A 21,931-nucleotide genomic window follows, 5' to 3' on the forward strand; every position below is an offset into this window, starting at 1 on the left:
GCAGGAACCCACCCCCCTCGAAATGAGCAGCACATGAGACAAGCGTCGGGCCGCCGTCGCAAGGCCCCGGCAACGCATCCCCCCGTCAGCCGCCGCCCGCGGATCGCGGCGTACCTCGTCGTCGCGTCCCTGACCATGGCGTCCGCGACCGCCGGATACCTGACGCTGGGCCGCGCCGACCGCACCGCGCCGACAGCCTCCGTGGGCTCCGGGGGAACCGTGAAAGCCCCCGCGCAGGCGACCGGTGAACCGAAGTGGGACGGCAGAACGAAGGTCCTGGGGGACGGCTCCACCGCGTACACCGGCCCGCAGCAGGGCCGGTTGAAGCCGGTACCGCTCAAGCCCGGTGAGAAACCGCCCCAGTTCGTCGTCTTCTCCTGGGACGGCGCACTGGCCGGCGACGACGAACTCTTCGCGCACTACCGGGAGTTGTCCGCGAAGTACAACGCCCACATGACGTACTTCCTCACGGGCATCTACCTGCTGCCCAAGAGCAGGGCGAACCTCTACAAGCCCCCGCAGCACCCCGAGGGGTCGGCCGCGATCAGCTACGCCACCGACGACCACATCCGCACCACCCTCGAAGAGCTCGGCAAGGCGTGGCAGGAGGGCAACGAGATCGGCACCCACTTCAACGGCCACTTCTGTGGCGAGAAGGGCGGCGGCGACTGGAGTGTCGCCGAGTGGAAGAGCGAGATCGACCAGTTCTTCGACTTCGTGCAGAAGTGGAAGACCAACACCGGCTACACCGACCTCGCCCCGCTGCCGTTCGACATCAAGAAGGAGGTCACCGGCGGGCGCGCCCCCTGCCTGGAGGGCCAGAAGAACCTGCTGAAGGCCGCCGAGAGCTACGGCTGGCGCTACGACGCGAGTTCCGCGGGCGACTTCCAGATCTGGCCGAAGAAGAAGGACGGCATCTGGGACTTCCCGCTGCAGATGCTCCCGTACGAGGGCGGCGACTACCAGGGCCTGTCCATGGACTTCAACTTCCTCTACAACCAGTCCGACGGTGAGACGGACGGGGCCCCGGCCAACTACCCGCAGTGGCAGCAGGAGACCGTCGCCTCCTACATGGCCGGCTTCGACCGGGTGTACTACGGCAGCCGTGCCCCGCTGTTCATCGGCAACCACTTCGAGGACTGGAACGGCGGCATCTACATGAAGGCCGTCGACGAGGTCATCGCGACCATGTGCACGAAGAAAGACGTCAAGTGCGTCTCCTTCAAGGAACTCGCCGACTGGCTCGACGTGCAGACCCCGGCGACGCTGGAGCGGCTGCGCGGCCTGGACCCGGCGCAGTCGCCGGACTGGTCGACGGTCGTGAAGTGACAGCCAGTATGCGACGTGTGACGAACTGTATGTGACGATCCGTCAATTCCCTTGCCAGTAAAGGGTATCCCCGTTCACGGGAGCTCCACATGGCATGCGAAAATTCCACAACCCGGCATCCCCCATCGCCGGGGCAAGAGGGGAAACATTCGTGAAGTCAAGCAACACGGGCCGTACGCGCAGCCGCGCCGCCATAGTCGTCGCGGCCGCTGCCTCGGTCGCCGCGGGAGCGGCACTGCTGCCGGTCGCGAGCGCGAGCGCGGCGACCGCGCGCTCCACCGCCCCGATCGTGGACCAGCAGACCAGGGCCACCTTCCAGCGCCTGGCCGACGCGGTCCTCACCGACCGTACGGACGCGCTGGTCGACGGCGCGCAGGGCGACCGGAAGAAGCCGCTGACCAAGGGCTTCTCCGGCGCCGTCAAGCTGTCCGCCGCGCTGGCCCGCAGCGAGAACGCCGCACTGACCTCGCTGGACCGGCGCAAGGACCGCCTCGCGGCGCTCGGCGAGAAGTACAGCAGGGCCAACACCGTCGTCACCCTGAACAGCACCCGCCTCCGGGGCGCCAAGGCCGAGGTCGCGGTCACCGAGACCACGACCCTGACCTATCAGAAGGTCCGCGGCGACGAGCCGGGGACCACCGGCTTCCAGGCCCACCACGCGCTGACGTTCACCGCCGACGCGCGCGGCCACTGGCAGCTGACGGGCATCCGGAACACCGACGCGGCCCCCGACGTCGCGGTGAACCAGCCGACCACGGCGTCCGTCACGGCCGAGCCGTCCGCCAAGGCCAGGGTCGGCACCGTGGCCGACGACACCATGCCCAACGCCCCCCGCGCGGCCACCACCCGCACGACACCGGCCAACACCAAGAACCTCACCACCGGCGCCTTCGACTACAAGGCCATGGCCACGTACGCGGAGAAGTACTGGAGCACCTACAACACGGCCTACCCGAACTTCAACGGGCACGGCGCCGGCGGCGACTGCACCAACTTCGTCAGCCAGTCCCTGAAGGCCGGCGGCTGGAAGCACGCCCCCGGCTACGTCTACGACTACACCAAGTGGTTCGGCAACGCCGACATCCAGTCGGACTCCTTCGTCGGCGTAAACGAGTGGTCCTGGTTCGCCCAGAACTCCAAGCGCACCACCAGCCTCGCGTACGTCTACCAGATGGACGTCGGCGACGTGCTCCAGATGGACTTCGAGAAGGACGGGTCCAAGGACCACACGATGATCGTCACGTACCGCAGCGCCCAGGGCGTGCCGTACCTGACGTACCACTCCGCCAACACCTACCGCAGGTCGGTGGCGAGCATCATCGCGTCGGAACCGAACGCCTACTACTACGCCTACCGCACCTGATCGGCTCGGTCCCGCCGCTCCGGCCCCTTCCCGGGCCGGGCGGCGGGCCTCCGCAGGAGGGATGTGCGCCAGGAGGGACGCGCCCTCAGTGGGCGGTCGTCCCGCGCTCCTCGCGGATACGGCTCACCACGCCGGCCACCGTGTGCCGTACCGCCTCCGTCTCCGTCAGGAAGTGCCAGTAGTCGGGGTGGCGGCCCTCCAGCCCGGCGATCGCCCGGTCCAGCCGGGCCACCGACTCGTCCAGCGGGCGGGCGTCCCGCGGATCCGGGGTGTTGCGCCCCGACATGGCCAGACGCTGCGCGTCCCGGATCGCGAAGCGCGTCCGGTCGATCTCGCCCCGCGGGTCCTTCTGCACGGCGTTCAGCCGCCGCAGCCGGTCCCCGGCCGCCGACACCGCCTCGTCGGTGGTGTTCAGCAGCGCCCGCACCGTCGACAGCAGCGCCGTCGCGTCCGGCCAGCGCTGGGCGTCCCGGGCGGCCTGAGCCTCCTTGAGCTTGGCCTCGGCCTGCCGCACATGGTCCGTCGCCTGCTCCGGTACGTGCTGGAGGTCCTGCCAGCACGCCGCCGAGAACCGTCTGCGCAGCTCGCTCAGCAGCGGCTCCACCTGCCCGGACCGGGTGGTCAGCGCCTCGGCGCGGGTACGCAGCGACACCAGCCGGTGATCGATCTCCGCGGCCCGCTCGGGCAGCCGCGCCGCCTCGGCCCGCGCCGCCTCCGCCTCGCGCGCGACCCGGTCGGCCCGCTCCAGGGTCTCCGGCACACCATGCTGTCCGGCGCCCTGGTTGAGCCGGGTCAGCTCGGGCCCGAGAGCGGCGAGCCGGGCGGCCAGGTCGTCCGCCCGCAGCCCCGACCCCCGTACCGCGTCCAGGGCGTTCGACGCGGCCAGCAGCGACTGGCGGGCGCGCTCCACGGAGGGCGCGAGCCGGGCCAACTGCGTCTCGGCCTTGCCGAGCAGCGGCCCGAGCCCGTCCGCGAAGCGGTCCAGGTCCTGCTTGACCCGCCCCAGCTCCTCCTTGGCCCGGGTCAGCTCGGACCGGGCATGGGTGGCGGCTGAGGCCTCCAGGTCGTCGCGCTCGAGATCATGGGCGTCGATGGCGGTGATGTACTGGCCGCTGGCCTCGTCGATCCGGCGCCCGAGCCCCTCGAAGTCGGCGACCGCGCGCCGGGCGGCGGGGGTGTCGTCGACGGCCTTGATGGTCTCTATCGAGATCCGCAGATCCCGCTGGGCGGTGTCCAGTTCGTAGAAGGCAGCGGCGGCGGCGTCCTTCGCGGCCTGCGCCTCGGCACGCTGGCTCTCGGCCCGACCACCGAACCACCGCCGCGTACCGCCACCCGCGAAGGCGGCGGGCAGGGCGAGGAGCAGCGGCAACGGAAGCAGTACGAGCGTCAGCACGTCCCGCGCCGCGGCGCGCACGCCGGTGCGAGAGGCCTCGGGTGGGCGGTGCGGCGAGCGGTGAGGTGGCTGGTGCGCGCGCGGCGCAATCGGCGTGTACGGCTCAGAATTGGTCGCCGTCACTTCCCTCTCCCGTGCTGTGATCTGCCCTGCCCGGTTCATTCTCCCACCGGTAGAGGACGAACACACGGCCCGGTCGGTTCGCGCTGCGCGTACCCGGTCTCCTACCGGGCCGCACACCGGGCCATCGCGAGGCTCACTCCCCGGCGACCCGCACCCGTATGCTCCCGTCCTGCGTCTTCGCCGACACCACATGCGTACTGCGCTCGGCGCGCGGCACGGACACCTTCACGGAGCCGTCGTCCGAGTCCGCCGTCACGCGGTACGTCTCCCGGGGCAGCTCGATCGTGAGCGAGCCGTCGTCGCTGCTCGACTCGACCAGGTCCGGCACGGAGGCGAGTTCGAGCCGCACCGAGCCGTCCTCGGAGTGCGCCCGCACCTGCGGGGAGCGCACCCCGAGGGCACGGATCGAACCGTCGTCTGTGTACAGCTTCAGCGGGCCGGTGGAGTTCTTGACGGTGACGGAGCCGTCCCCGGAACGGATGTCGAGGGCCTGGTCGAAGCCCCGCGCGCTGACGCTCCCGTCCCCGTTCCGCACGACGACGGAGACACCGCGCGGCACCTCGATCCGGTGCTTGGCCGAGCAGTCGGCGACCACACCCGAGCACTTCACGCGCAGCTCGAGCCGGTCGTCCTCCATGGACCAGGTCACTTTGGGATCCTTGCCCATGGTGACGGAGCCCTGGAACCAGCGGGTGACCTCGATCCGGCCCGACTTGGTGGAGTCCACGGCGACGATGTCGAGCCCGGAGTCGTTCGAGTCGACGGTGAGTGTGCGCCCCTGCAGGGCGAAGGAACGGTGCTCCGGATCCTTGTCGTCCCCCGCGGAGGAGCAGGCCGACGCGGTGGCGACGAGCGCGACCACCGCGCCGGTGACGGCGATGACACGGGCACGAGAGCCGCTACGGGTGCGCGGAAATGCTGAACGGGCCATGGTCCTACTCCCCCTGAGGCGAACACGGGACCGGTGATCGGCGATCGGTGGAGACGGCCCTGCGACACTCTTCGACCGTACGGAGCCGCCGCCCGGCGGGGCATCCGGGACGCTCCCTGATCCGAGGTGGGGAAAACCCCCGAATCCGCAGCCGGCGATCTCCGGGGCGGATACGGGTTTGCTAGGCAGCACCCCGGGCAATGTAGGCTGACCACTCGTCCTGGGCGCGTAGCTCAGTGGTAGAGCGCCGCCCTTACAAGGCGGATGTCGGCGGTTCGAAACCGTCCGCGCCCACCAGGATGGCCAGAACATCTGGCCGGCAGTCGAAGCCTCGGCTTCCTGCCTCGACCGGCCCCGGACTACGCGTCCGGGGCCGGTCGCACGACCACCCCACGGAACCGTGGCTTCCACATGGTCAATGCGCACTTGTCATGGTGTGATCACGGGATGCTTGGTTTCCTCATCCGTCGCCTGCCCTTCTGGGTCCGCGAGCCCCTGCTCGTCGTGATCGGGTTCGTCTTTGGCGTGCGCATCATGTATATGGCTGTCCGTGATCAGGATCTGGCCGCGGCCGGTATCGGCGCGGTGTTCCTCCTGGTCGCCGCGATCAGCGTCTACAGGGTGGTCAGGGCCCTGCGCGCACGCCGCAACCCGAGTCCGGCGGTCTCCGTGCCCGGGACGGTGGTCGCTGCCGTCGCCCAGGTCCAGGCCTCGGCTCCGGTCTCGGCCTCTGCTCCCGTCCCGGCCCCGGTCCCGGCCTCCGTCCCGGTCCCGGCCTCCGCTCCGTCCCAGGCCCCGGCCGGGCTGTCTCCCGGTCCGGGCACTCCGGAGAAGGAGCCCAGTGAGTGGGGTCAGGCCGTCGCAGCCGTGGCCGTGTTCGGGGTGATCGCAGCCGTAGTGTGGGTGAGCCCCCACGTTCTGCCGTCCGACAACGCCAACAACACCGCACAGCCCGCCTCGTGTTCGGACGAAGAACGCGAGGAGCTGCCGAAGGTCTACGAGGAGACGCCCCGGCCCGCGACCGGCGAGGAGCTGTGCGAGGCGCTCAACCGGCCGGACCTGGCCACGCTCCTCGGAACCCCCGAGGAGACCGTGACCACGGCTTCCGGCAGCAACAACACCGCTCCCTTGACGGATGAGAAGGTAGCCGCGCCGGAGGCCCAGGTCGCGTTCGATACGTACAGCGTGAATCTCCTGGCCACGTACAACGACATGACGACCGACCAGTACGTGAAGCTGATGAAGTACGGGAGTGAGCAGGACATCGAGACCCTCACGGTTCTCGGTCGGCCCGCTGTCCTCTACTCGGATCACACGATGAAGATCGAGATCAACTTCGGGGGCGGCAACTCCGCCAGACCGGTCGAGAACGGCCCCTTGGCCAGGACGCTGACCGTGGCTCTCGACCGCGCCGACCGGGGCGGCTACTACGACATCACCGTGTGGAGCGACACCGGAGCCCTCCCGGACGACAGCGCTCTCCGGGACATCGCCGAGAAGGTTCTTCCGACGCTCCCCGAACGGCCTGTTCGATAGGACACCGCAGGACCGGACGAGCGGCCCCCGGCGGTTTCGCCGAGGGGCCACTTCGAGTGACGAGGTGTGGTGAGCGCGACCTTCGGCTCGGCCCCACATGTGCGCCGGATATCGTGAGCCACAGCTTGCCGGTGTGATGGAGAGGTTTGCGGTGTCGGACGTGTCGGACGAGGGACGGCTCATTGCCGGGCGGTACCGGCTGACCGAGCAGATCGGCCGGGGCGGCATGGGCACGGTCTGGCTGGCCGCCGACGAGATGCTCAACCGCCGGGTCGCGCTCAAGCGTCTGCACGAGGACTCGCGGTTCGACGACGACGAACTGGCCCTGATGTACGAGCGCACCCGCCGCGAGGCGCAGAGCGCGGCCCGGATCGCACACCCGAACGTGGTCGTCGTCCATGACGTCGTCGAGGACGACGGGCTGCCGTGCATCGTCATGGAGTACGTGCCCTCCACCACGCTGGGCGCCCTGCTCAAGAGCGGCGGAACCGTTTCTCCCGAGGAGGCCGCCCGCGTCGGCCGGGGCATGGTCGCCGCGCTGCGGGCCGCCCACGAGGCCGGCGTACTGCACCGTGACATCAAGCCGGGCAACGTCCTGCTCACCGAGGGCGGCCGGGTCGTCCTCACCGACTTCGGCATCGCCACGGCGACCGGCACCAGCACCCTCACCCGGACCGGCGAGATCGTCGGCTCCATCGACTTCATGGCACCGGAGCGCATCCAGGGCGACACCCCCGGCCCCGCCTCCGACCTCTGGGCGCTCGGCGCGACCCTCTACCAGGCGGTGGAGGGGCAGCCGCCGTTCCGCCGGCTCACGCCGGTCGAGACGGCGTATTCCATCGTCACCGCACCCCTTGAACCGATGAAGCAGGCCGGCCCGCTGGAGCCGCTGATCACGGCGCTGCTGGCCAAGGACCCGGCCGAGCGGCCCTCGGCGGAGGAGACAGAACTGGCGCTGCGGTCGGTGACCGAGGACACGGTGCCGCGCGCGTGGACGGCGTCCGTTGCGTCATCGACACCGGGGCGGCTCCCGGATCCCGACCGCACCGGCGGCACGCGGAGGAGGACCGGCACGGAGAAGGCGGCTCCCGGACCGTCTCGGGGTGGGCATGGCCGCCGTACCGTCCTCTGGAGCGCGGTCGCGGTGATCCTGATCGCCGGGGGCACGGCGGGCGGCATCTACTACGTGAACTCGTCCGGCAAGGACACGCAGAGCGCGGGTTCGGCGACGAGCCACACCCCGACGACCTACGCGCCCTCACCCGTCCCCGACGGCTACCACCTGGTCACGGAGAAGGCGCTCGGCGTCGCCTTCCCGGTGCCGGACGGCTGGACGCTCGACAAGCGGAAGTCCGACGGGGTCGTCTACATCGACGAGACCCGCCTGGTCAGCCTTAACATCGGCATGGTGGACCCGGCCGGTGACACCTTGGCGCACTTCAAGGACATCGAGGCGAACACGAAGCTCAACTACCCCGGGGGCAGGTACCGCAAGCTCTACATGCAGCGCACGACGTACCGGGGCCAGAAAGCCGCCATCTGGGAGTTCACCATCGAGGGCCGGGCGCGCGTCTTCCACGCCATCAACCTCGGTTTCGGGCAGGGGGGCGGCCGGGAGTACGACATCTACGTCTCGGCGCCCGAGAAGGACTGGGACGTCTACCGGCCGGTCTTCGACCGGGTGCGGGAAGGTTTCCGCGTCACGTCCGCGTCCGCCCCGACTTCCTGAGGCCGGGCCGCGCAGGCCCCAGGCGGCAGGCCTCAGGCCTTGTCCTCCGTGGCTTCATGCGCGTGTTTGAGCCGCGTACGTGCGTCCACCCGGTCCGCTCCCGTGACCTCGGCCCAGAAGCGGTGGCCGCTCACGAACACCGCGAGCTCGTGCTCCCGCCGCCGCAGCTTCTCCACCTCGGCCTGTTCGTCGGCCGACCAGCCCGGCGACGCGGGGCGCTCCACCTTGCGCCAGCCGCCGGTGTCACTGAAACCGTCCAGCGGCTCGACCGACCAGGGGAGCCGCTTCAGGAGGGCGGACAGCTCGGCCCGGACCTGATGCAGCTCCTCCTGACCGGCCAGGAGGTCACTCGGGAAGTCATAGGTCGTCGCCACGCGCTAATGGTACGCCTGTTCGAATTTGAGATGCGAGTTCCTCAGGGGACTTCCTCCCTGTCTTCACGCGAACGAGTGACCGTGGCGAACTGTGTCGAACCGAGCCGGGCTGAGCCGGGCTGTGTCGGGGGGAACGGTCAGCGGTCCCCGGCCGCCAGCTCCCGTACCACCCGTGTGGCCACCGGTACGTCCACACCGTGCCGTTCGGCCGCGCGCAGCAGCGCTCCGCCGATCGCGTCCAGCTCCAGCGGGCGGCCCGCCTCGGCGTCGCGCTGCATCGACGACCTGGTGGCCGGGGGGAAGGCGTCGTAGCGGGCCAGGGCCTGGGCGGGGTCCGCCGGGCCGCCGCAGGCCAGGCTCACCGCCGCCGTCTCCTCGACCAGGGCGGTCAGCTCGTCGCGGTGGCGGATGCGGACGTCGCCCAGCGGGAGCCCGTACAGCGTGGTCAGCAGGGCGAAGGGGGCGAGGAACGACATCTTCGCCCACAGTGCCGCCGCCTCGTCGGGCAGGACGCGGGTGGCCGGTCCGGCGGCCGTGAAGGCGGCGGCCAGTGCGGCGAGACGCTCACGCGGTACCGGGTCGCCGGCCAGGTCGATCTCCGCGAAGGGGCTCGCGTGTTCGATCACGCCGGGTGCCGTACGGGTCGACTCGACGCGGATCACGGCCGGGGCGACACGGTCGTCGCCGTAGCGGGCGCGCAGTGCGGCCGGGTGTTCGACGCCGTTCAGGAACGGTACGACCAGGGCGTCGCCCAGCGCCTTCGCCGGGACGCGGGACAGGGCCGCGTCGAGGTTCGTGTGCTTGACGGTGACGAGTACGGCGTCGACTCCGCCGAGGGGGCCCGATGCCTCCTCCGGCAGCGCGGGCACCGCGTCCACCTTCGCCGTGAACTCGCCGAACAGGCCGCTGCGGACGCGGATTCCGCCCTCGCGCAGCGTCCGCGCGGTGTCGTCCCCGGCGAGGCAGAGCACGCGGTGGCCGGCCCGGGAGAGCAGGGCGGCGAGGAGGCCGCCGACGCCTCCGGGACCGAGTACGGCAAAGGTGAGCGTGTCCTGGCGTACGCCCGCGGGTGTGTTCGTGTGCATGGCTGATCGAACCTCTCGTCGGTCGGCCCCTGACAGGTGGCCGCTTCGCTGAGCATGATCGCAGCCGGTACGGACGTAGGGCACTCCCCATTCGGTATTCAGCATGCGGGCGGCGCGGATCGCCGGGTACGCGCGAGACTGGAGTCATGTGCCGAAGCATCAAGACCCTTCGTCCGCCCGTACTCCCCGAAGAGGCCACCGAGGAGGAGGTCCGGGCCGCCGCCCTTCAGTACGTCCGCAAGGTCTCCGGCTTCCGGGCACCGGCCGCCCACAACCGCGAGGTTTTCGAACACGCCGTCGATGTCATCGCGGCGGCCACGGCCGAACTGCTCGCCGGCATCGAGGTGCGTGGCGGAGGCGGGGGCGGAGGCGGTGGTACGACGACAGCCCGGCACGCGTCCTGAGAACGCGCGCCCGGCTGGGCTGGGCTGGGCTGCGAGGTGATTGGCTGAGCCACCGACCCTCTAGGTCACTGAGCCACTGAGCCACCGACCCTCTGGACCTCTAGGTCACTGAGCCTATGAACCTCTAGGTCACTGAGCCAGTGAACCTCTATCCGACCGTCCACTTCTGGTTGTCGCCCGTGCCGCAGGCCCACAGCACCAGCTGTGTGCCGTTGGCCGTGGCCGCGCCGTACGCGTCCAGGCAGATGCCCGCGTTGACGTTCGTGATCGTGCCGTCGGTGTTGACGTTCCACTTCTGGTTGTTTCCGCCGTGGCAGTCCCAGATGACGACCTTCGTGCCGTTGGTCTTGCCACTGTCGTAGGCGTCCAGGCACTTGTCGCCGTACACCACGAGTTCCTTGCGGGAGGTGTACGTCCACGCCTGGTTGGAGCCGCCGTTGCAGTCCCACAGCTCGGCCTGGGTGCCGTTGGTGATCGTGCTGTTGAAGAGGTCCACACAGCGCCCGGACTGCTTGCCGACGATCAGGTTGCCGTTCGTGCCGGGGACCGGCTGGACGGTCAGCGTGCCCAGGGTCGGGCCGTTGGTGACCGCGAGCGTGTTGGCGGCGCCCTTGGACAGGGCGACCTGGACGGAGATCGTGCCCGGGGTCGAGCCGGTCGGCGGGAACGACACCGTGGTCGCCGTCTGGCCGTTGACCTTGAGGGTCGCCGTACGGGCGGTGCTCGTGTCGTTCGTGTACGTGAAGTCGGCGACCGCGACACCCGTGTTCGCCGCACTCACGGCGGTGTAGCTGCCGGCTGAGGCGGGCTCGTACGCGCTGCTCGCGGCCTCCGTGCCGCCGGTGATCGTCAGCATGACCGAGCCGCCGGCCGGGACGCTGGTGGTGTAGCCGGTGGCGTACGAGCCGATGTTCGTGCGGCTCCACAGGTCGCGGACGGTCGCGGACGCGTTCGTCAGGCCGAGGTCGGCCCAGCGGACGGTGATGTTCTGGGCGGAGGAGGTGCGGTTGAGGAGCACGGCGGCACGCTTGCCGGTGCCGGCCAGCACCTTCCCGTAGACCTGCGCGCCCGTGGTGTCCTCGGCGACCTTGACGCCCTGGAGGCCGCGCGGGTCCTGGTCCACGGCGATGACCTCGGGGTTCTTGAGGATCGCGGCGGACTCGGCGGTCATCGTCGAGAGGTTGTTGCCGGCGAGCAACGGGGCGCCGGAGATGGCCCACAGACCCATATGGGTGCGGTTCTGGGCGGCGGTGAGGCCGGTCATGCCGACCATCAGCATGTCCGGGTCGTTGTAGTAGCCGGTGTGCTGGGCGGTGGGGTGCAGGCCCTGGTCGTAGTTGGACAGCATGTTCGTCATCGAGGGGTTGTTGCCCCAGTAGACGATGTCGGTGCTGGTCCGGAACAGCGGGGCGAGGCCCGGGGCCCAGTTCCAGGTGTTCTGGTAGCCCCAGTTGCAGATGGAGAGGGTGAGCGGGCGCCCGGTGGTGGCGGACGCGGTCGCCACCGCGTCGCTGATCGACTTGTACGTGGTCGCCGCGTCGAGCCCTTCGACGTCACCGCCGCACCAGTCGACCTTGACGAAGTCGAAGCCCCACGTGGAGAACTGGAGCATGTCCTGCGCGTAGTGGCCCTCGCTGCCGCTGCCCGGGGCGGCGGGGCGGCCCGTCGGGAAGTAGTAGCCGCAGCCGTCCTTGCCCGCGTCGGTGTAGATGCCGGCCTTGAGGCCCTTGCTGTGGATGTAGTCGGCGATGGCCTTCATGCCGCCGGGCCACTCGGACTCGTCGACCGTGATGTTGCCGGCACTGTCCCGGGTGCCCTGCCACCAGCCCTCGTCGATGTTGATGTACTTGTAGCCCGCCTCGGGCAGCCCGGAGGCGACGAACGCGTCGACCTGGCCCTTGATCACGCTGTAGTCGATGACCGCCGCGAAGCTGTTCCAGGAGGCCCAGCCCATGGGGGCGGTGGGGACCGGTATCTGGCGCGTGGAGGCGGCGACGGGGGCGGTGTTGTCGAGGGGGGTCGCTCCGGTTTCTTCGGCCTGTGGCTGGGCGAAGAGGAGGGCGGCGGTCGCCGCGGTGGCCAGGGCGGGGGCGCGGATGGCGGTGCGCCTGAAGAGGGATGAGCGCGGCGGGGGGTACATGCGGCTCCTTTCCGGGGCGCGGCGTTGCGATTCCCGGAGAGTTGGTCGATATTTCGAACCGCGATCGGCGAACCGAACGAGGGGGCGGGCTGAAATTAGAGCGACGGGAGGGTTAAGTCAACGGATGTGACAGAAGGGGTTTTCCCAACCGGGGGATTTCGGGCGGGGGTTGGGGCGCCTGTGAGCTCGGGGGGTGCTGATCGGTGGCGGGTGCCCGCTCGCTGTGGCTTGTCGCGCCCCGCGGCGGAGCCGCAAAATGACACAGCCCCGCGCCCCTGTCGGGGCGCGACTCCTCGGCCCCCGATAACAGGTGCCCTTGCGTACGGCGCCGCCTATCCGGGCGCGCCCGTCACCCGAGGCCGACGCATCAGGAAGGCCGCGCCCGCGCCCGCTCCGAAGAGGGCCGCCACCGATACGCCCGTTGCCAGCCAGGTCGCGCCCAGCCACTGGCCGCCGAAGTAGCCGAGGGCGACGCTGTACGCGGCCCAGGCCAGGCCGGCCACGATGGACCAGGGGAGGAACTCGCCGACCCGGCGGTGGGCGGCGCCCGCGCCGAGGGAGACGACCGAGCGGCCGGCCGGGGCGAAGCGGGCGACGACGACCAGGATGCCGCCGCTGTGCGCGAGGGCCTGGCCGAGACGTTCCTGCGCGCTGGTCAGGCGCCGGGAGCGGGCGATGGCGCGGTCCAGCCGGGCCCCGCCGTGCCAGGCCAGCCGGTACGCCACCAGGTCGCCGAGGACCGATGCGGTCGCCGCGCACAGGGTGAGCGCGAGGATGTCGGGGACCTCCTGCGGTACCTGTCCGGTGGCCGCGCCCGAACCGGCGGCGGCTGCCGTGGCGGCCGTGATGACCAGGACGCCGCTCGGCAGCACCGGCACCAGGACGTCGAACAGGACGGACACACCCACCAGGGCGTAGATCCACGGAGTCCCGGTCAGGGACCCCACACTCTCAAGCACCGCAGACTCCCCGAAACTCCCCCGTCGGCCCGATCCGTGCCGCTACCTCGCGGGGGAGCGGCGGGCGGCGTGTGACAGCCATACAGCGTACGCGGGGGGTCTGACAGGAGATCCACTGGGGCGCAGGTGTTCGGCACACGATGTTCACCCTGACGTACGCCGGTGCCCACCCCCGGGATGCGGGGATGGGCACCGGCGTACGAACGAGCGACGGATCAGCCGGATCAGCCGGTTCGGCTGGATCAGGCGGCTACCGGGGTCTTCTCCCGCGACTCCTTCGCCGCGCCCGACGAGCGCTTCGCGAACAACCGGTCCAGGCCGAAGGCGCCCGAGCCGGTGAAGATGAGCAGGAAGAACGCCCAGCAGAACGCGGCGGCCAGTTCACCCTGGTTCTCGATCGGCATGAGGGCGCTCGGCTGGTGCACGTCGAAGTACGCGTACGCCATAGCGCCCGAGGCGATGAACGAGGCGGCGCGGGTACCGAGGCCCAGCATGACCAGGGTGCCGCCGACCAGTTCGATCACGGCCGCGTACCAGCCGGGCCAGGTGCCGGCCGCCACGGCCGGCTCGTCGCCGAGGACGCCGAAGAGCGAACGGGCGCCGTGGCAGGCGAAGAGCAGGCCGACCACGATCCTGAAGAGGCCGATGGCGTAGGGCTGAGCGTTGTTGAGGCGAGCGGACATGTGGGGGTGTCTCCTTCGGTCGGGATCGTTCCGTCCGAAAATTTTCGGGAACTGCGGACGGATCGGTCCGGGGGCGGAACCGAGCGGGTAACCCACCGTAGGGTCGCTTAATCAACGCTTGCAAGTTCAACATTTGGCCACTGCTCTGCCTGCCGATGAGCCTCCGCTTGCCGTTCCGATTCGCCGATTTCCGCACGTGGAGAGGCTGTTGGGGTCATCCGTAGCACCGTCCGCGCGACCGCATCCGCGTCCGAAAATGTGACCGAGTCCACGCCTGGGCGGGCCCCGGCCGCCGTCACCCAGTGCACGCCCTCCGTGGGCACACCGAACGCCAACCTCCTTGCGTGAGGCCGTCCTTGACGGTTCATCAGGAAATACGGACGCGGTGTCACGTCCAGCCCGCCGGTTTCGTAGCCGTCGATCACGTGGGGCCGCGCCTCGCCCGTCCTCAGCAGTCGGGCGAGGAGCGGGTCGGCCGTGCGGCGGAGGTCCGCCTCCGGCAGCCGTGCCTCTATGAGTGAGGTCACGCGTACGGCGGAGCCCGGCACGTCGGGGGAGTGCGCCACCCAGGCCCCGTCCTCGGCCCGTACCTCCAGCCGGGGCCCGAGTATCTCCACCACTCCGGCCGTCACCAGCGCCGCCAGTTCCTCGACGCGGCGCCGGGGCGGCCCGATGGACAGGAAGGCGTTCAGCGGGGTGTACCAGCGGTCCAGGTGGTCCCGGCGCGAGCCGCCCGGCAGCCCGGCGTGATCGACGACCAGCCTCAACTCGTTGCGCAGGTCGCGCAGTACGTCCTGGGCCGCCTTCACGGGCCCGTCGACATTGCCCAATGCGGCCTGGGCGGCGTCCTCGTGGAGGTGGGCGAGCAACCAGGTCCGCCAGGCCGCGGCGTCGGGGAAGACCTGCCCGGTGTACGGCTGTGACATCCGCTCCCAGGACCAGCGGTCGGCCTCCGGCACCCCGAACTCGTCGAGTACGGCCGTCTCCTGAGGGTCGCGGTGCGGGGTGGCGAGGAAGCGGTCCCGGAAACCGTCGAGCGGGCGGTCCGTCAACTCCCGCGTCCGCAGCAGGGTTTCGTAGTAGACCGTCTCGACCTCCTTCGCCACCAGCGGCCATACCTCCGTGCGGAAGTCGGGTGCCTCGCCGGAGTCGGCGCGTTTGCGGAAGCAGGCGATCGCCTCGTCGGTGAGGACGAGCGGGGTGTGCCTGCCGTACGGGCCCTTCGCGTTGTCGCCGCGCGCCTGGTGGGGGATACCGCGCCGCGAACCCGCGTAGAGCCGCGGCTCACGTCCTGAGGGCAGATAACGCAGCGCGCCCGCAGCGGAGTTGGGCGCGTTCCGCACGAAACGGCCGCCGCGGCCCGTCGTCAGGAGGGTCAGGTGGTCGAAGAAGTTGAGGCCGAGGCCGCGCAGCAGGACCGGTTCGCCGGGGGCCAGCGGGGAGAGGTCGACGTCGGCCGGGTTGGCGGGCGGGATGTGGCACAGGCCGCGCCGACCGGCGTACGAGGCGAGGCGTCGCTGCTCGTCGTCCGGGACGAGAGGGAGGTGGCCCTGGGCGAGGACGACGGCGGACAGGGCGGACAGGGTGCGGCCGTCCGTGAGGGTGAGGATCTGGCTGCCGTCGGGGGCGTCGTCGAGGCGGGTCGCGCGTGCCCGGTGGGTCCGGACGCTCACGGCGGGCGGTGCCTCACGCACGACCTTCGCGAACACCCACTCCAGGTAACGTCCGTAGTGGGCGCGGGTCGGATAGTCGTCCGGACCCAGCTTGCCCTCTGTGCCAGCTGAGTTGTGCGCCCACTCGTACAGGCTCGGGCCCGGCCGGATCGGGCCCGAGCAGTCCACGCTGTCGTCGGTGAAGAGGGTCACCTGGGAGGCCACGGTGTTCATCAGCAGCCGGGGCGACTGCGAGGTGCGCCAGACCTGCCCGGCGCCCGGCGGCGCCGGATCCACGACGTGGACGGTCAACCGGGCCCTGGGCGGCAGGAGTTCGGGAGCGGAGGCGCAGAGGCGTTCCAGCACGCTGGTGCCGCGCGGCCCGGCACCGACCAGGGCCACGGACACGGAGAGGGGTCCGGGCGTGATCCCGGAGGCGGTCCTGGACGGCTCGACGGGCGTTGGCGACATGGTGGGGGAACTCCCGTGCGTGTGGGGCGCGTTGGCAGCGAACCGTCAACCGGAAGCGGACGGTCCGTCTCATCATGCCGTCGGCTCCCACACGAACCGAACACCGGCAACGAGGCTCGCCGCCGGTGTGGGATGCCTCACCCGCTCAGCTGCGACTCCATGACCGTCTCCAGCCGGGCGCCGTCCTTCTGCCCCTGCGCCCGTTCCAGCCGCAGCCGGGCCGAACGGCCGTGCAGGGTCAGGGTCATCAGCATGTTGCCGAACCAGGGGCCGCCGTCCGTCTTGCGCCAGGTGACCGGTGGCCGCGGGACCCGGCCGTGCCGGGCGAGGCGGCGGCCCAGGGCGCGGCCCAGGCCGCTCCAGCCCAGGCGGAAGCCGACCTTGATGTAGAGGGGGATGGCGTTGTGGACGGGGGAGCAGGTCAGCTGGAAGACGCGGGCGTCCGGGCGGGCTGCCTCGGGCCAGGTGGGCTCGGCCGCGTACGCGTGGTGGACGTCTCCCGACAGGACCAGCACCGTCGCCGGCGCCCCGGGGCCCGAGCCGGCCTCCGCGATCAGGTCGGCCAGGGCGGTGAACGAGGTGCTGAAGGCCGCCCAGTGTTCGAGGTCGGCCCCGCGGCGCAGCTTCTCCCCGAACCGGGCCCAGCGCGCGCCCCGTTCGCCCCGGCACAGGGCCTCGTCCCACGCCTCGGCGTCGTGCACGAGGTGCGGCAGCAGCCAGGGGAGCGAGGTACCGATGAGGAGGTGGTCGTAACTGCCGGGATCGGCCAGCGCCTGTTCCCGCACCCAGGCCTCCTCGCCCGGGTCCAGCATCGCGCGCTCGTCCTCGTCGAGGACCCGGGCCGCCCTGCTGTCCACCATCAGCAGCCGTGTACGGCCGAAGTCGCGCCGGTAGCTCCAGCGGACCGAGGCCGGGTCGGCGTCCGCCCGGGAGGCGAAGGCGCGCACGGCGTCCGTACCGTCGGCACTCTCGCGTACGGCCGCGTAGAGCGGGTCGGCGGCGAGCTCGGCCGGGGCGAGGTTGCCCAGGTGCTGGTGCACCCAGTACGACATCAGGCCACTCAGCAGCCGCTCCCGCCACCACGGCGTCTCCCGCATGTCGGCCAGCCAGGCGGCGCTGGTGTTCCAGTCGTCGATGACGTCGTGATCGTCGAAGATCATGCAGCTGGGGACGGTGGAGAGGAGCCAGCGGATCTCGGGGTCGAGCCAGGACTCGTAGTAGAGGTGCGTGTACTCCTCGTAGTCCGCGACCTCGGCGCCCGGCGGTTCGGACAGGTCGCGGCGGGAGGCCAGCCAGTCGCGGGTCGCGTCGGACACCTCGTCGGCGTACACCTGGTCGCCCAACAGGAGGAGGACGTCCGGGCGTTCGGCCGTGGGGTCGGCCGCGATACGCGCCGCCAGGGTGTCCAGGGCGTCCGCGCCCACCGGGTCCTTTTCGTCGGCGGCCGGCGCCGCCCAGCGGCAGGACCCGAAGGCGACCCGGAACGCGTCGCCCTCTCCTTCACTCGCTCCTTCGCCGGTTCCCTCGCCCGCTCTGACCTCGGGGGTGCGGATGACGGAGGGCGGGAAGGGCGAGTCGGGCAGCGGCCACACACGGACGCCGTCCAGCAGCACCTCGTACGGGGTCGTCGTGCCCGGGGTGAGGCCGGTCACCGGGATCAGCGCGTAGTGGTGCCCCGCGACCTGGAAGGTGCGGGTCTCACCGCCGACGCCGTCCGCGCAGCGCGCCTCGGCGGTGCAAGGACGGCTCGCCTCGACCCAGACGGTCGCGGACGAACTGTCGGCGTACCTCAGTAGCGGTCCCAGGCGAAGTGTCGCCACGTGATCTCCCGACCCTTTCCATTTTCATGGTAGGGCGCGCCACTTCGGCTCGCCCTCCGACGTCGCCCCGTACGGTACGGAACGACGAAGGAGGGCGGGGAGGTTCCGTGCATGGTGCAGTTAATCAGCAGCCGCTGAGGACCGAGCTCAGCTTGGTCTTCTCGGCGGAGTCGATCGAGAGGTCGTAGTAGTACTTCACCTGGACCCAGGCGCGGACGTACGTGCAGGCGTACGAGCTGACCGGGGGCATCCACTCGGCCGGGTCCTGGTCGCTCTTCTGCTGGTTCACGTTGTCCGTGACGGCGATGAGCTGGGGCCGGGTGACGTCGTTGGCGAAGGCCTGGCGCTGGGCGGTGGTCCAGTTGCGGGCGCCGGAGTCCCAGGCCTCGGCGAGCGGGACGAGGTGGTCGATGTCCAGGTCGGAGGCGGCGGTCCAGGTGGCACCGTCGTAGACGGAGTACCAGCTGCCGCTGGTGGCGGCGCAGGCGGAGCTGGTGACGACGTTCGTACCGTCCCGCTTGAGGACGTACTCACGGGTGTTGCAGGTGCCGCTGATGGTGATCCAGGTGGGGAACAGGTCACGGTCGTAGCCGGTCCGGACCTCGGTGGCCACGGTGAGCGAGGCGAGGTAGGTGCGCGCGGTGGCGGCGCTGACCGGGGTGGGGAGAGCGGCGGAGGCGGTCGGACCGTTGAAAAGTCCGACCGAGGCTATGAGTCCGGTGAGCGCCGCGAGTATGCTGAGCCGTCGACGCGCGTAGAACTTCGGCATGCGAACTCCCTCGGGGGATGGGGGTGTTGAGCGCGAGCGAGTGAATCGTCGCGTCGCTTCATTGCCGTGAGATGTGCGATCGGTAAGAAGCTAGTGACGTGTGCATGACATAACAACCCTGCGGGTCGGTTATTGTGGTCGGTGCAGAAGGGGAGTAGCTCTTCGCCGGACCGTCGACATACTGCTCAGCTCGTCTGAGCCGGCGCCCGGAGGCAGGTCCCGCACAGGCTGTGCGGGGATCGGCCAGCGAGACCTTCGGCAGAGCAGCACATACGTGTTTACGTGTCACGTGTGCTGCCGTGCCGAGGTGTCGCAGCGCGGTAGACGTGCAGTCGTCGCACTCTCGGTGGGGCAGCCCCGACCGATTGAGGAACCTTGATCAGCTTCAGTGTCATGGCGCTCGTCTTCGGCGTCGTCTTCCTGGCCGAACTCCCGGACAAGACCGCCCTCGCCGGGCTCGTCCTCGGCACCCGCTACCGCGCCTCGTACGTCTTCGCGGGCGTCGCCGCGGCCTTCGCCGTCCATGTCGCGCTGGCCGTCGCGGCGGGCAGCGTTCTCACGCTGCTGCCGCAGCAGCTTCTCCACGCGCTGACCGGTGTGCTCTTCCTGGGCGGGGCCGCCGTGCTGCTGCTGAAGAAGGGCGAGGACGAGGGGGAGGTGCGGCGGCCCGAGGACCAGTCCTTCTGGAAGGTCTCCGGGGCGGGTTTCATGCTCATCCTCGTCGCCGAGTTCGGCGATCTCACGCAGATCATGACGGCCAACCTCGCCGCCCGCTACGACGATCCGCTCTCGGTCGGCCTCGGTGCGGTGCTCGCGTTGTGGGCGGTCGCGGGGCTCGGGATCGTGGGGGGCCGGGCGCTGATGAAGCGGGTGCCGCTGGAGCTGATCACCAAGGTCGCGGCGATGCTGATGCTGGGGCTCGGGGTGTGGAGTCTCTGGGAGGCGGTGACCGGGTAGGTGGTGGTGTGGGTGGGGCCGCCTGGGAAGTGGCCGGTCGGTGAACGATTGGCCAAGGCGGTGGCGGGAGGCGCGGTTTCTTTTGTACCGTGTAGGAACAAAGTGGCTCCCGCCCGTTTTCCCTGACCGGCGGGCGGGGCCGCCTTGGTCCCGTACCTGTTCCTTGGAGCCTGCCGATGACGGCCACCACCGTGCTCACCGCCCGCGCCCTTCTTCTCGACATGGACGGCACCCTCGTCAACTCGGATGCCGTCGTCGAGCGCGTCTGGCGGCGGTGGGCGGACCGGCACGGGCTGGACGGCGACGAGGTCATGAAGGTGGTGCATGGACGGCAGGGGTACGCCTCCATGGCGGTGCTGCTGCCTGGCCGGCCTGTGGAGCAGAACTACGCCGACAACGCGCGGTTGCTCGCCGAGGAGACGGCCGACCTGGACGGTGTCGTCGCGATACCGGGTGCCGTCGGGTTCCTGGCGTCCCTGCACGGGCTTCCGCACGCGCTGGTGACCTCCGCCGACGTCGCGCTGTCGACCGCGCGGATGGGTGCGGCGGGGCTGGGGCTGCCCGACGTTCGCGTCACCGCGGAGTCCGTCGGCGCGAGCAAGCCGGATCCCGAGGGGTTTCTGAAGGGTGCGGCCGAGTTGGGGGTCGACCCCGCCGACTGTGTCGTCTTCGAGGACTCCGGGGCCGGGATCTCGGCGGGGCGTGCGGCGGGGATGCGTGTGGTGGGGGTTGGGCCGCGGGCCCACTGGCACCGGCCGGATGTGTTGGTACCTGATCTGGTGGGGGTGCGGGTCACTTCCGTGGGGGGCGGGGAGCTGCGGGTGGGTTTCGGCCCGGGCGGGGTTTGAGCTCGGGCCTTGTTTCCCACCCACCCACCCACCCACCCGTCTCGGCGTGATTGCCAGGCGGCGTTGAACTGCTTGGTGCCGGGCGGTAGTTAAGGCACTCGCCCGCTCCCTTGCCCGTGCTGCTTCTGCGGTCCGGTCAGCACCGCTTCAGCGCCGGCCCGCATTTCCAGCCCGTCTGGGGGTCCCCCCTCTGGGGGAGTTTGAGGACGAGGCCCGTTCAGGGCCGACAGCGGGGTCTGGGGGCGCAGCCCTCAGTGACGTTCACGCCGACACCGGTGCCGGATGCCCCGCCGAGCCTGCGCAGCCCTACGGTTCCGTCGTCTCCGACTCCAACCGCTCCCGCGTTGTCCGGTCGTACACGCCCGGTTCCTCCGCGTTGATGCGCCGCGTCGTCTGGTACGTGGTCACCGCGGTCACGACGTTGTCGTCGTAGACGCCGTCCGTGTCGTTGAGGTAGATGGCCAACTGGCGTAGCCGCAGCTGGAGTTCGAGGACCTCGTCGCCGCGGTCCCCGAGGCGCAGGACAGGGGCGGTTTCCTTGTCGTCGCCGCCGGGAGCCGGGGTGATCGTGCCGGTGGCCTGGGCGGTCGACGCTGCCTGGGTCGGGGTGGCCGACCTGGACGGGGCCGCGGAAGGGGCCGCCGGTGTGGGCGAGAGGGTCGGGGTCGCGCTGCGGGACGGGGTGGGGGTGGGAGTGGGTGACGGTGACGCCGACGGCGTAGGACTGCTGGACGGTGTCGGGGACGCCGCGCTGGTCGTCGCCGCCGGCACGCTCTCCCGGACTTCCTGGGCGGCCGTGTTGTTCCGGTCCGGTTTGTCGTACGTGAACATCCCGCCCACGAGTCCGCCCGCCGCCAGTACGACGACGACCGCTCCGGCGGCACCGAGGAGAAGGACCCGGGGGCGGCGGCCCGAAACGCTCGGCAGCTCGTCATCGGCCGGGTGGGTGGGGTCGGCCGGGTCGGCGGGGTCGCCGGGGTGGGTGGGGTCGTCCGAGGGGTGCCAAATCGCCGGTATCGCGGTGGTCGCGGCCTCGTCCGCCCCCCAGCCGGTCTCCTGGACCGCCGGTATCGGCATCGTGGCCCCGGCTGCCTGGTCAGGGGCCGGATGCTCGGGCGACGCGGAGGTTTCCGGCGTCAGTTCCACGTACGGGCGTATGCGCAGGGGGTCGAAGTCCTCCGCCGCCGCGGCCTCCGCCGTGCGTGCTTCGAGGTGGGCGTCGGCGGCGCGTTCGGTGCAGGCGCAGGAGGGCGTGTTGTCGGCTCCCCGGGGCGCGCCGCACTCCGGACACACGTGCCCCTTTGGATCGTTCACTGCGCGTCGGTTCCTTCCGCGTACGAACCCCCGTACGAATCTCAGAGGTTA

The 21,931-nt window shown here is 70.6% G+C and carries 18 protein-coding genes and 1 tRNA gene; 8 read left to right on the plus strand and 11 right to left on the minus strand.

The window, feature by feature from the left end:
• Positions 1–33 precede the first annotated feature (33 nt).
• Positions 34–1,329 carry a hypothetical protein gene (locus tag G3I56_RS04920; protein WP_164407469.1) on the plus strand — a complete coding sequence of 432 codons (1,296 nt, stop codon included), beginning with the start codon at positions 34–36 and terminating at the stop codon, positions 1,327–1,329.
• Positions 1,330–1,480: 151 nt separating this feature from the next.
• Positions 1,481–2,692, plus strand: a complete 1,212-nt coding sequence (locus G3I56_RS04925) for an amidase domain-containing protein (RefSeq protein WP_164407471.1) — start codon at positions 1,481–1,483, stop codon at positions 2,690–2,692.
• Positions 2,693–2,777: 85 nt separating this feature from the next.
• Here the strand turns inward: G3I56_RS04925 and G3I56_RS04930 are convergent, their stop codons facing one another.
• On the minus strand, positions 2,778–4,208 hold the full coding sequence (locus tag G3I56_RS04930) for a hypothetical protein (protein ID WP_164407473.1): 1,431 nt from the start codon (positions 4,206–4,208) through the stop codon (positions 2,778–2,780).
• Positions 4,209–4,341: 133 nt separating this feature from the next.
• Positions 4,342–5,139, minus strand: a complete 798-nt coding sequence (locus G3I56_RS04935) for a DUF4097 family beta strand repeat-containing protein (RefSeq protein ID WP_164407475.1) — start codon at positions 5,137–5,139, stop codon at positions 4,342–4,344.
• A gap of 222 nt (positions 5,140–5,361) precedes the next feature.
• Here G3I56_RS04935 and G3I56_RS04940 point away from each other — a divergent pair.
• From G3I56_RS04940 to G3I56_RS04950, 3 genes are all read left to right on the plus strand, one after another.
• Positions 5,362–5,436 (plus strand) — tRNA-Val (locus G3I56_RS04940).
• A 150-nt stretch (positions 5,437–5,586) separates the two neighbouring features.
• The gene (locus tag G3I56_RS04945; RefSeq protein ID WP_164407477.1) at positions 5,587–6,675 is read left to right on the plus strand and encodes a DUF6215 domain-containing protein; all 1,089 of its coding nucleotides are present in this window, start codon (positions 5,587–5,589) and stop codon (positions 6,673–6,675) included.
• Between the two features lie 136 nt (positions 6,676–6,811).
• Entirely contained in the window at positions 6,812–8,404 is a 1,593-nt protein-coding gene (locus tag G3I56_RS04950) for a serine/threonine-protein kinase (protein ID WP_164407831.1), read from the plus strand.
• A gap of 32 nt (positions 8,405–8,436) precedes the next feature.
• Here the strand turns inward: G3I56_RS04950 and G3I56_RS04955 are convergent, their stop codons facing one another.
• Positions 8,437–8,778 carry a hypothetical protein gene (locus tag G3I56_RS04955; protein ID WP_164407479.1) on the minus strand — a complete coding sequence of 114 codons (342 nt, stop codon included), beginning with the start codon at positions 8,776–8,778 and terminating at the stop codon, positions 8,437–8,439.
• Positions 8,779–8,915: 137 nt separating this feature from the next.
• Positions 8,916–9,863 carry a 2-dehydropantoate 2-reductase gene (locus tag G3I56_RS04960; RefSeq protein WP_164407481.1) on the minus strand — a complete coding sequence of 316 codons (948 nt, stop codon included), beginning with the start codon at positions 9,861–9,863 and terminating at the stop codon, positions 8,916–8,918.
• 146 nt (positions 9,864–10,009) lie between these two features.
• Between G3I56_RS04960 and G3I56_RS04965 the strand changes: the two genes are divergently transcribed.
• Positions 10,010–10,267, plus strand: coding sequence for a DUF2277 domain-containing protein (locus tag G3I56_RS04965; protein WP_164407483.1), 258 nt, complete (start codon positions 10,010–10,012; stop codon positions 10,265–10,267).
• A 148-nt stretch (positions 10,268–10,415) separates the two neighbouring features.
• On the opposite strand, the gene G3I56_RS04970 is transcribed toward G3I56_RS04965, so the two are convergent.
• The 6 genes from G3I56_RS04970 to G3I56_RS04995 all read right to left on the minus strand — a co-directional run bounded on the left by G3I56_RS04970 (position 10,416) and on the right by G3I56_RS04995 (position 18,761).
• Positions 10,416–12,407, minus strand: coding sequence for a ricin-type beta-trefoil lectin domain protein (locus tag G3I56_RS04970; protein ID WP_164407485.1), 1,992 nt, complete (start codon positions 12,405–12,407; stop codon positions 10,416–10,418).
• 332 nt (positions 12,408–12,739) lie between these two features.
• Positions 12,740–13,366 (minus strand): VTT domain-containing protein, encoded by a 627-nt coding sequence (locus G3I56_RS04975; protein ID WP_164407487.1) that lies wholly within the window; start codon positions 13,364–13,366, stop codon positions 12,740–12,742.
• A 242-nt stretch (positions 13,367–13,608) separates the two neighbouring features.
• On the minus strand, positions 13,609–14,049 hold the full coding sequence (locus G3I56_RS04980) for a DoxX family protein (protein WP_164407489.1): 441 nt from the start codon (positions 14,047–14,049) through the stop codon (positions 13,609–13,611).
• Positions 14,050–14,156: 107 nt separating this feature from the next.
• Complete coding sequence (locus G3I56_RS04985) at positions 14,157–16,172, minus strand: FAD/NAD(P)-binding protein (RefSeq protein ID WP_164407491.1); 2,016 nt, start codon at positions 16,170–16,172, stop codon at positions 14,157–14,159.
• Between the two features lie 137 nt (positions 16,173–16,309).
• On the minus strand, positions 16,310–17,992 hold the full coding sequence (locus G3I56_RS04990) for an alkaline phosphatase D family protein (RefSeq protein ID WP_164407493.1): 1,683 nt from the start codon (positions 17,990–17,992) through the stop codon (positions 16,310–16,312).
• 124 nt (positions 17,993–18,116) lie between these two features.
• Positions 18,117–18,761 carry an HNH endonuclease family protein gene (locus G3I56_RS04995; protein ID WP_164407494.1) on the minus strand — a complete coding sequence of 215 codons (645 nt, stop codon included), beginning with the start codon at positions 18,759–18,761 and terminating at the stop codon, positions 18,117–18,119.
• A gap of 375 nt (positions 18,762–19,136) precedes the next feature.
• Between G3I56_RS04995 and G3I56_RS05000 the strand changes: the two genes are divergently transcribed.
• On the plus strand, positions 19,137–19,718 hold the full coding sequence (locus G3I56_RS05000) for a TMEM165/GDT1 family protein (protein WP_164407496.1): 582 nt from the start codon (positions 19,137–19,139) through the stop codon (positions 19,716–19,718).
• Between the two features lie 176 nt (positions 19,719–19,894).
• On the plus strand, positions 19,895–20,566 hold the full coding sequence (locus G3I56_RS05005) for an HAD family hydrolase (protein WP_203689211.1): 672 nt from the start codon (positions 19,895–19,897) through the stop codon (positions 20,564–20,566).
• A 306-nt stretch (positions 20,567–20,872) separates the two neighbouring features.
• Here G3I56_RS05005 and G3I56_RS05010 read toward each other — a convergent pair whose 3' ends face one another.
• Positions 20,873–21,880, minus strand: a complete 1,008-nt coding sequence (locus tag G3I56_RS05010; protein ID WP_164407498.1) for a peptidoglycan-binding protein — start codon at positions 21,878–21,880, stop codon at positions 20,873–20,875.
• Positions 21,881–21,931 lie beyond the last annotated feature (51 nt).

This window comes from Streptomyces sp. SID12488, assembly GCF_010548275.1.
GTDB lineage: Bacteria > Actinomycetota > Actinomycetes > Streptomycetales > Streptomycetaceae > Streptomyces.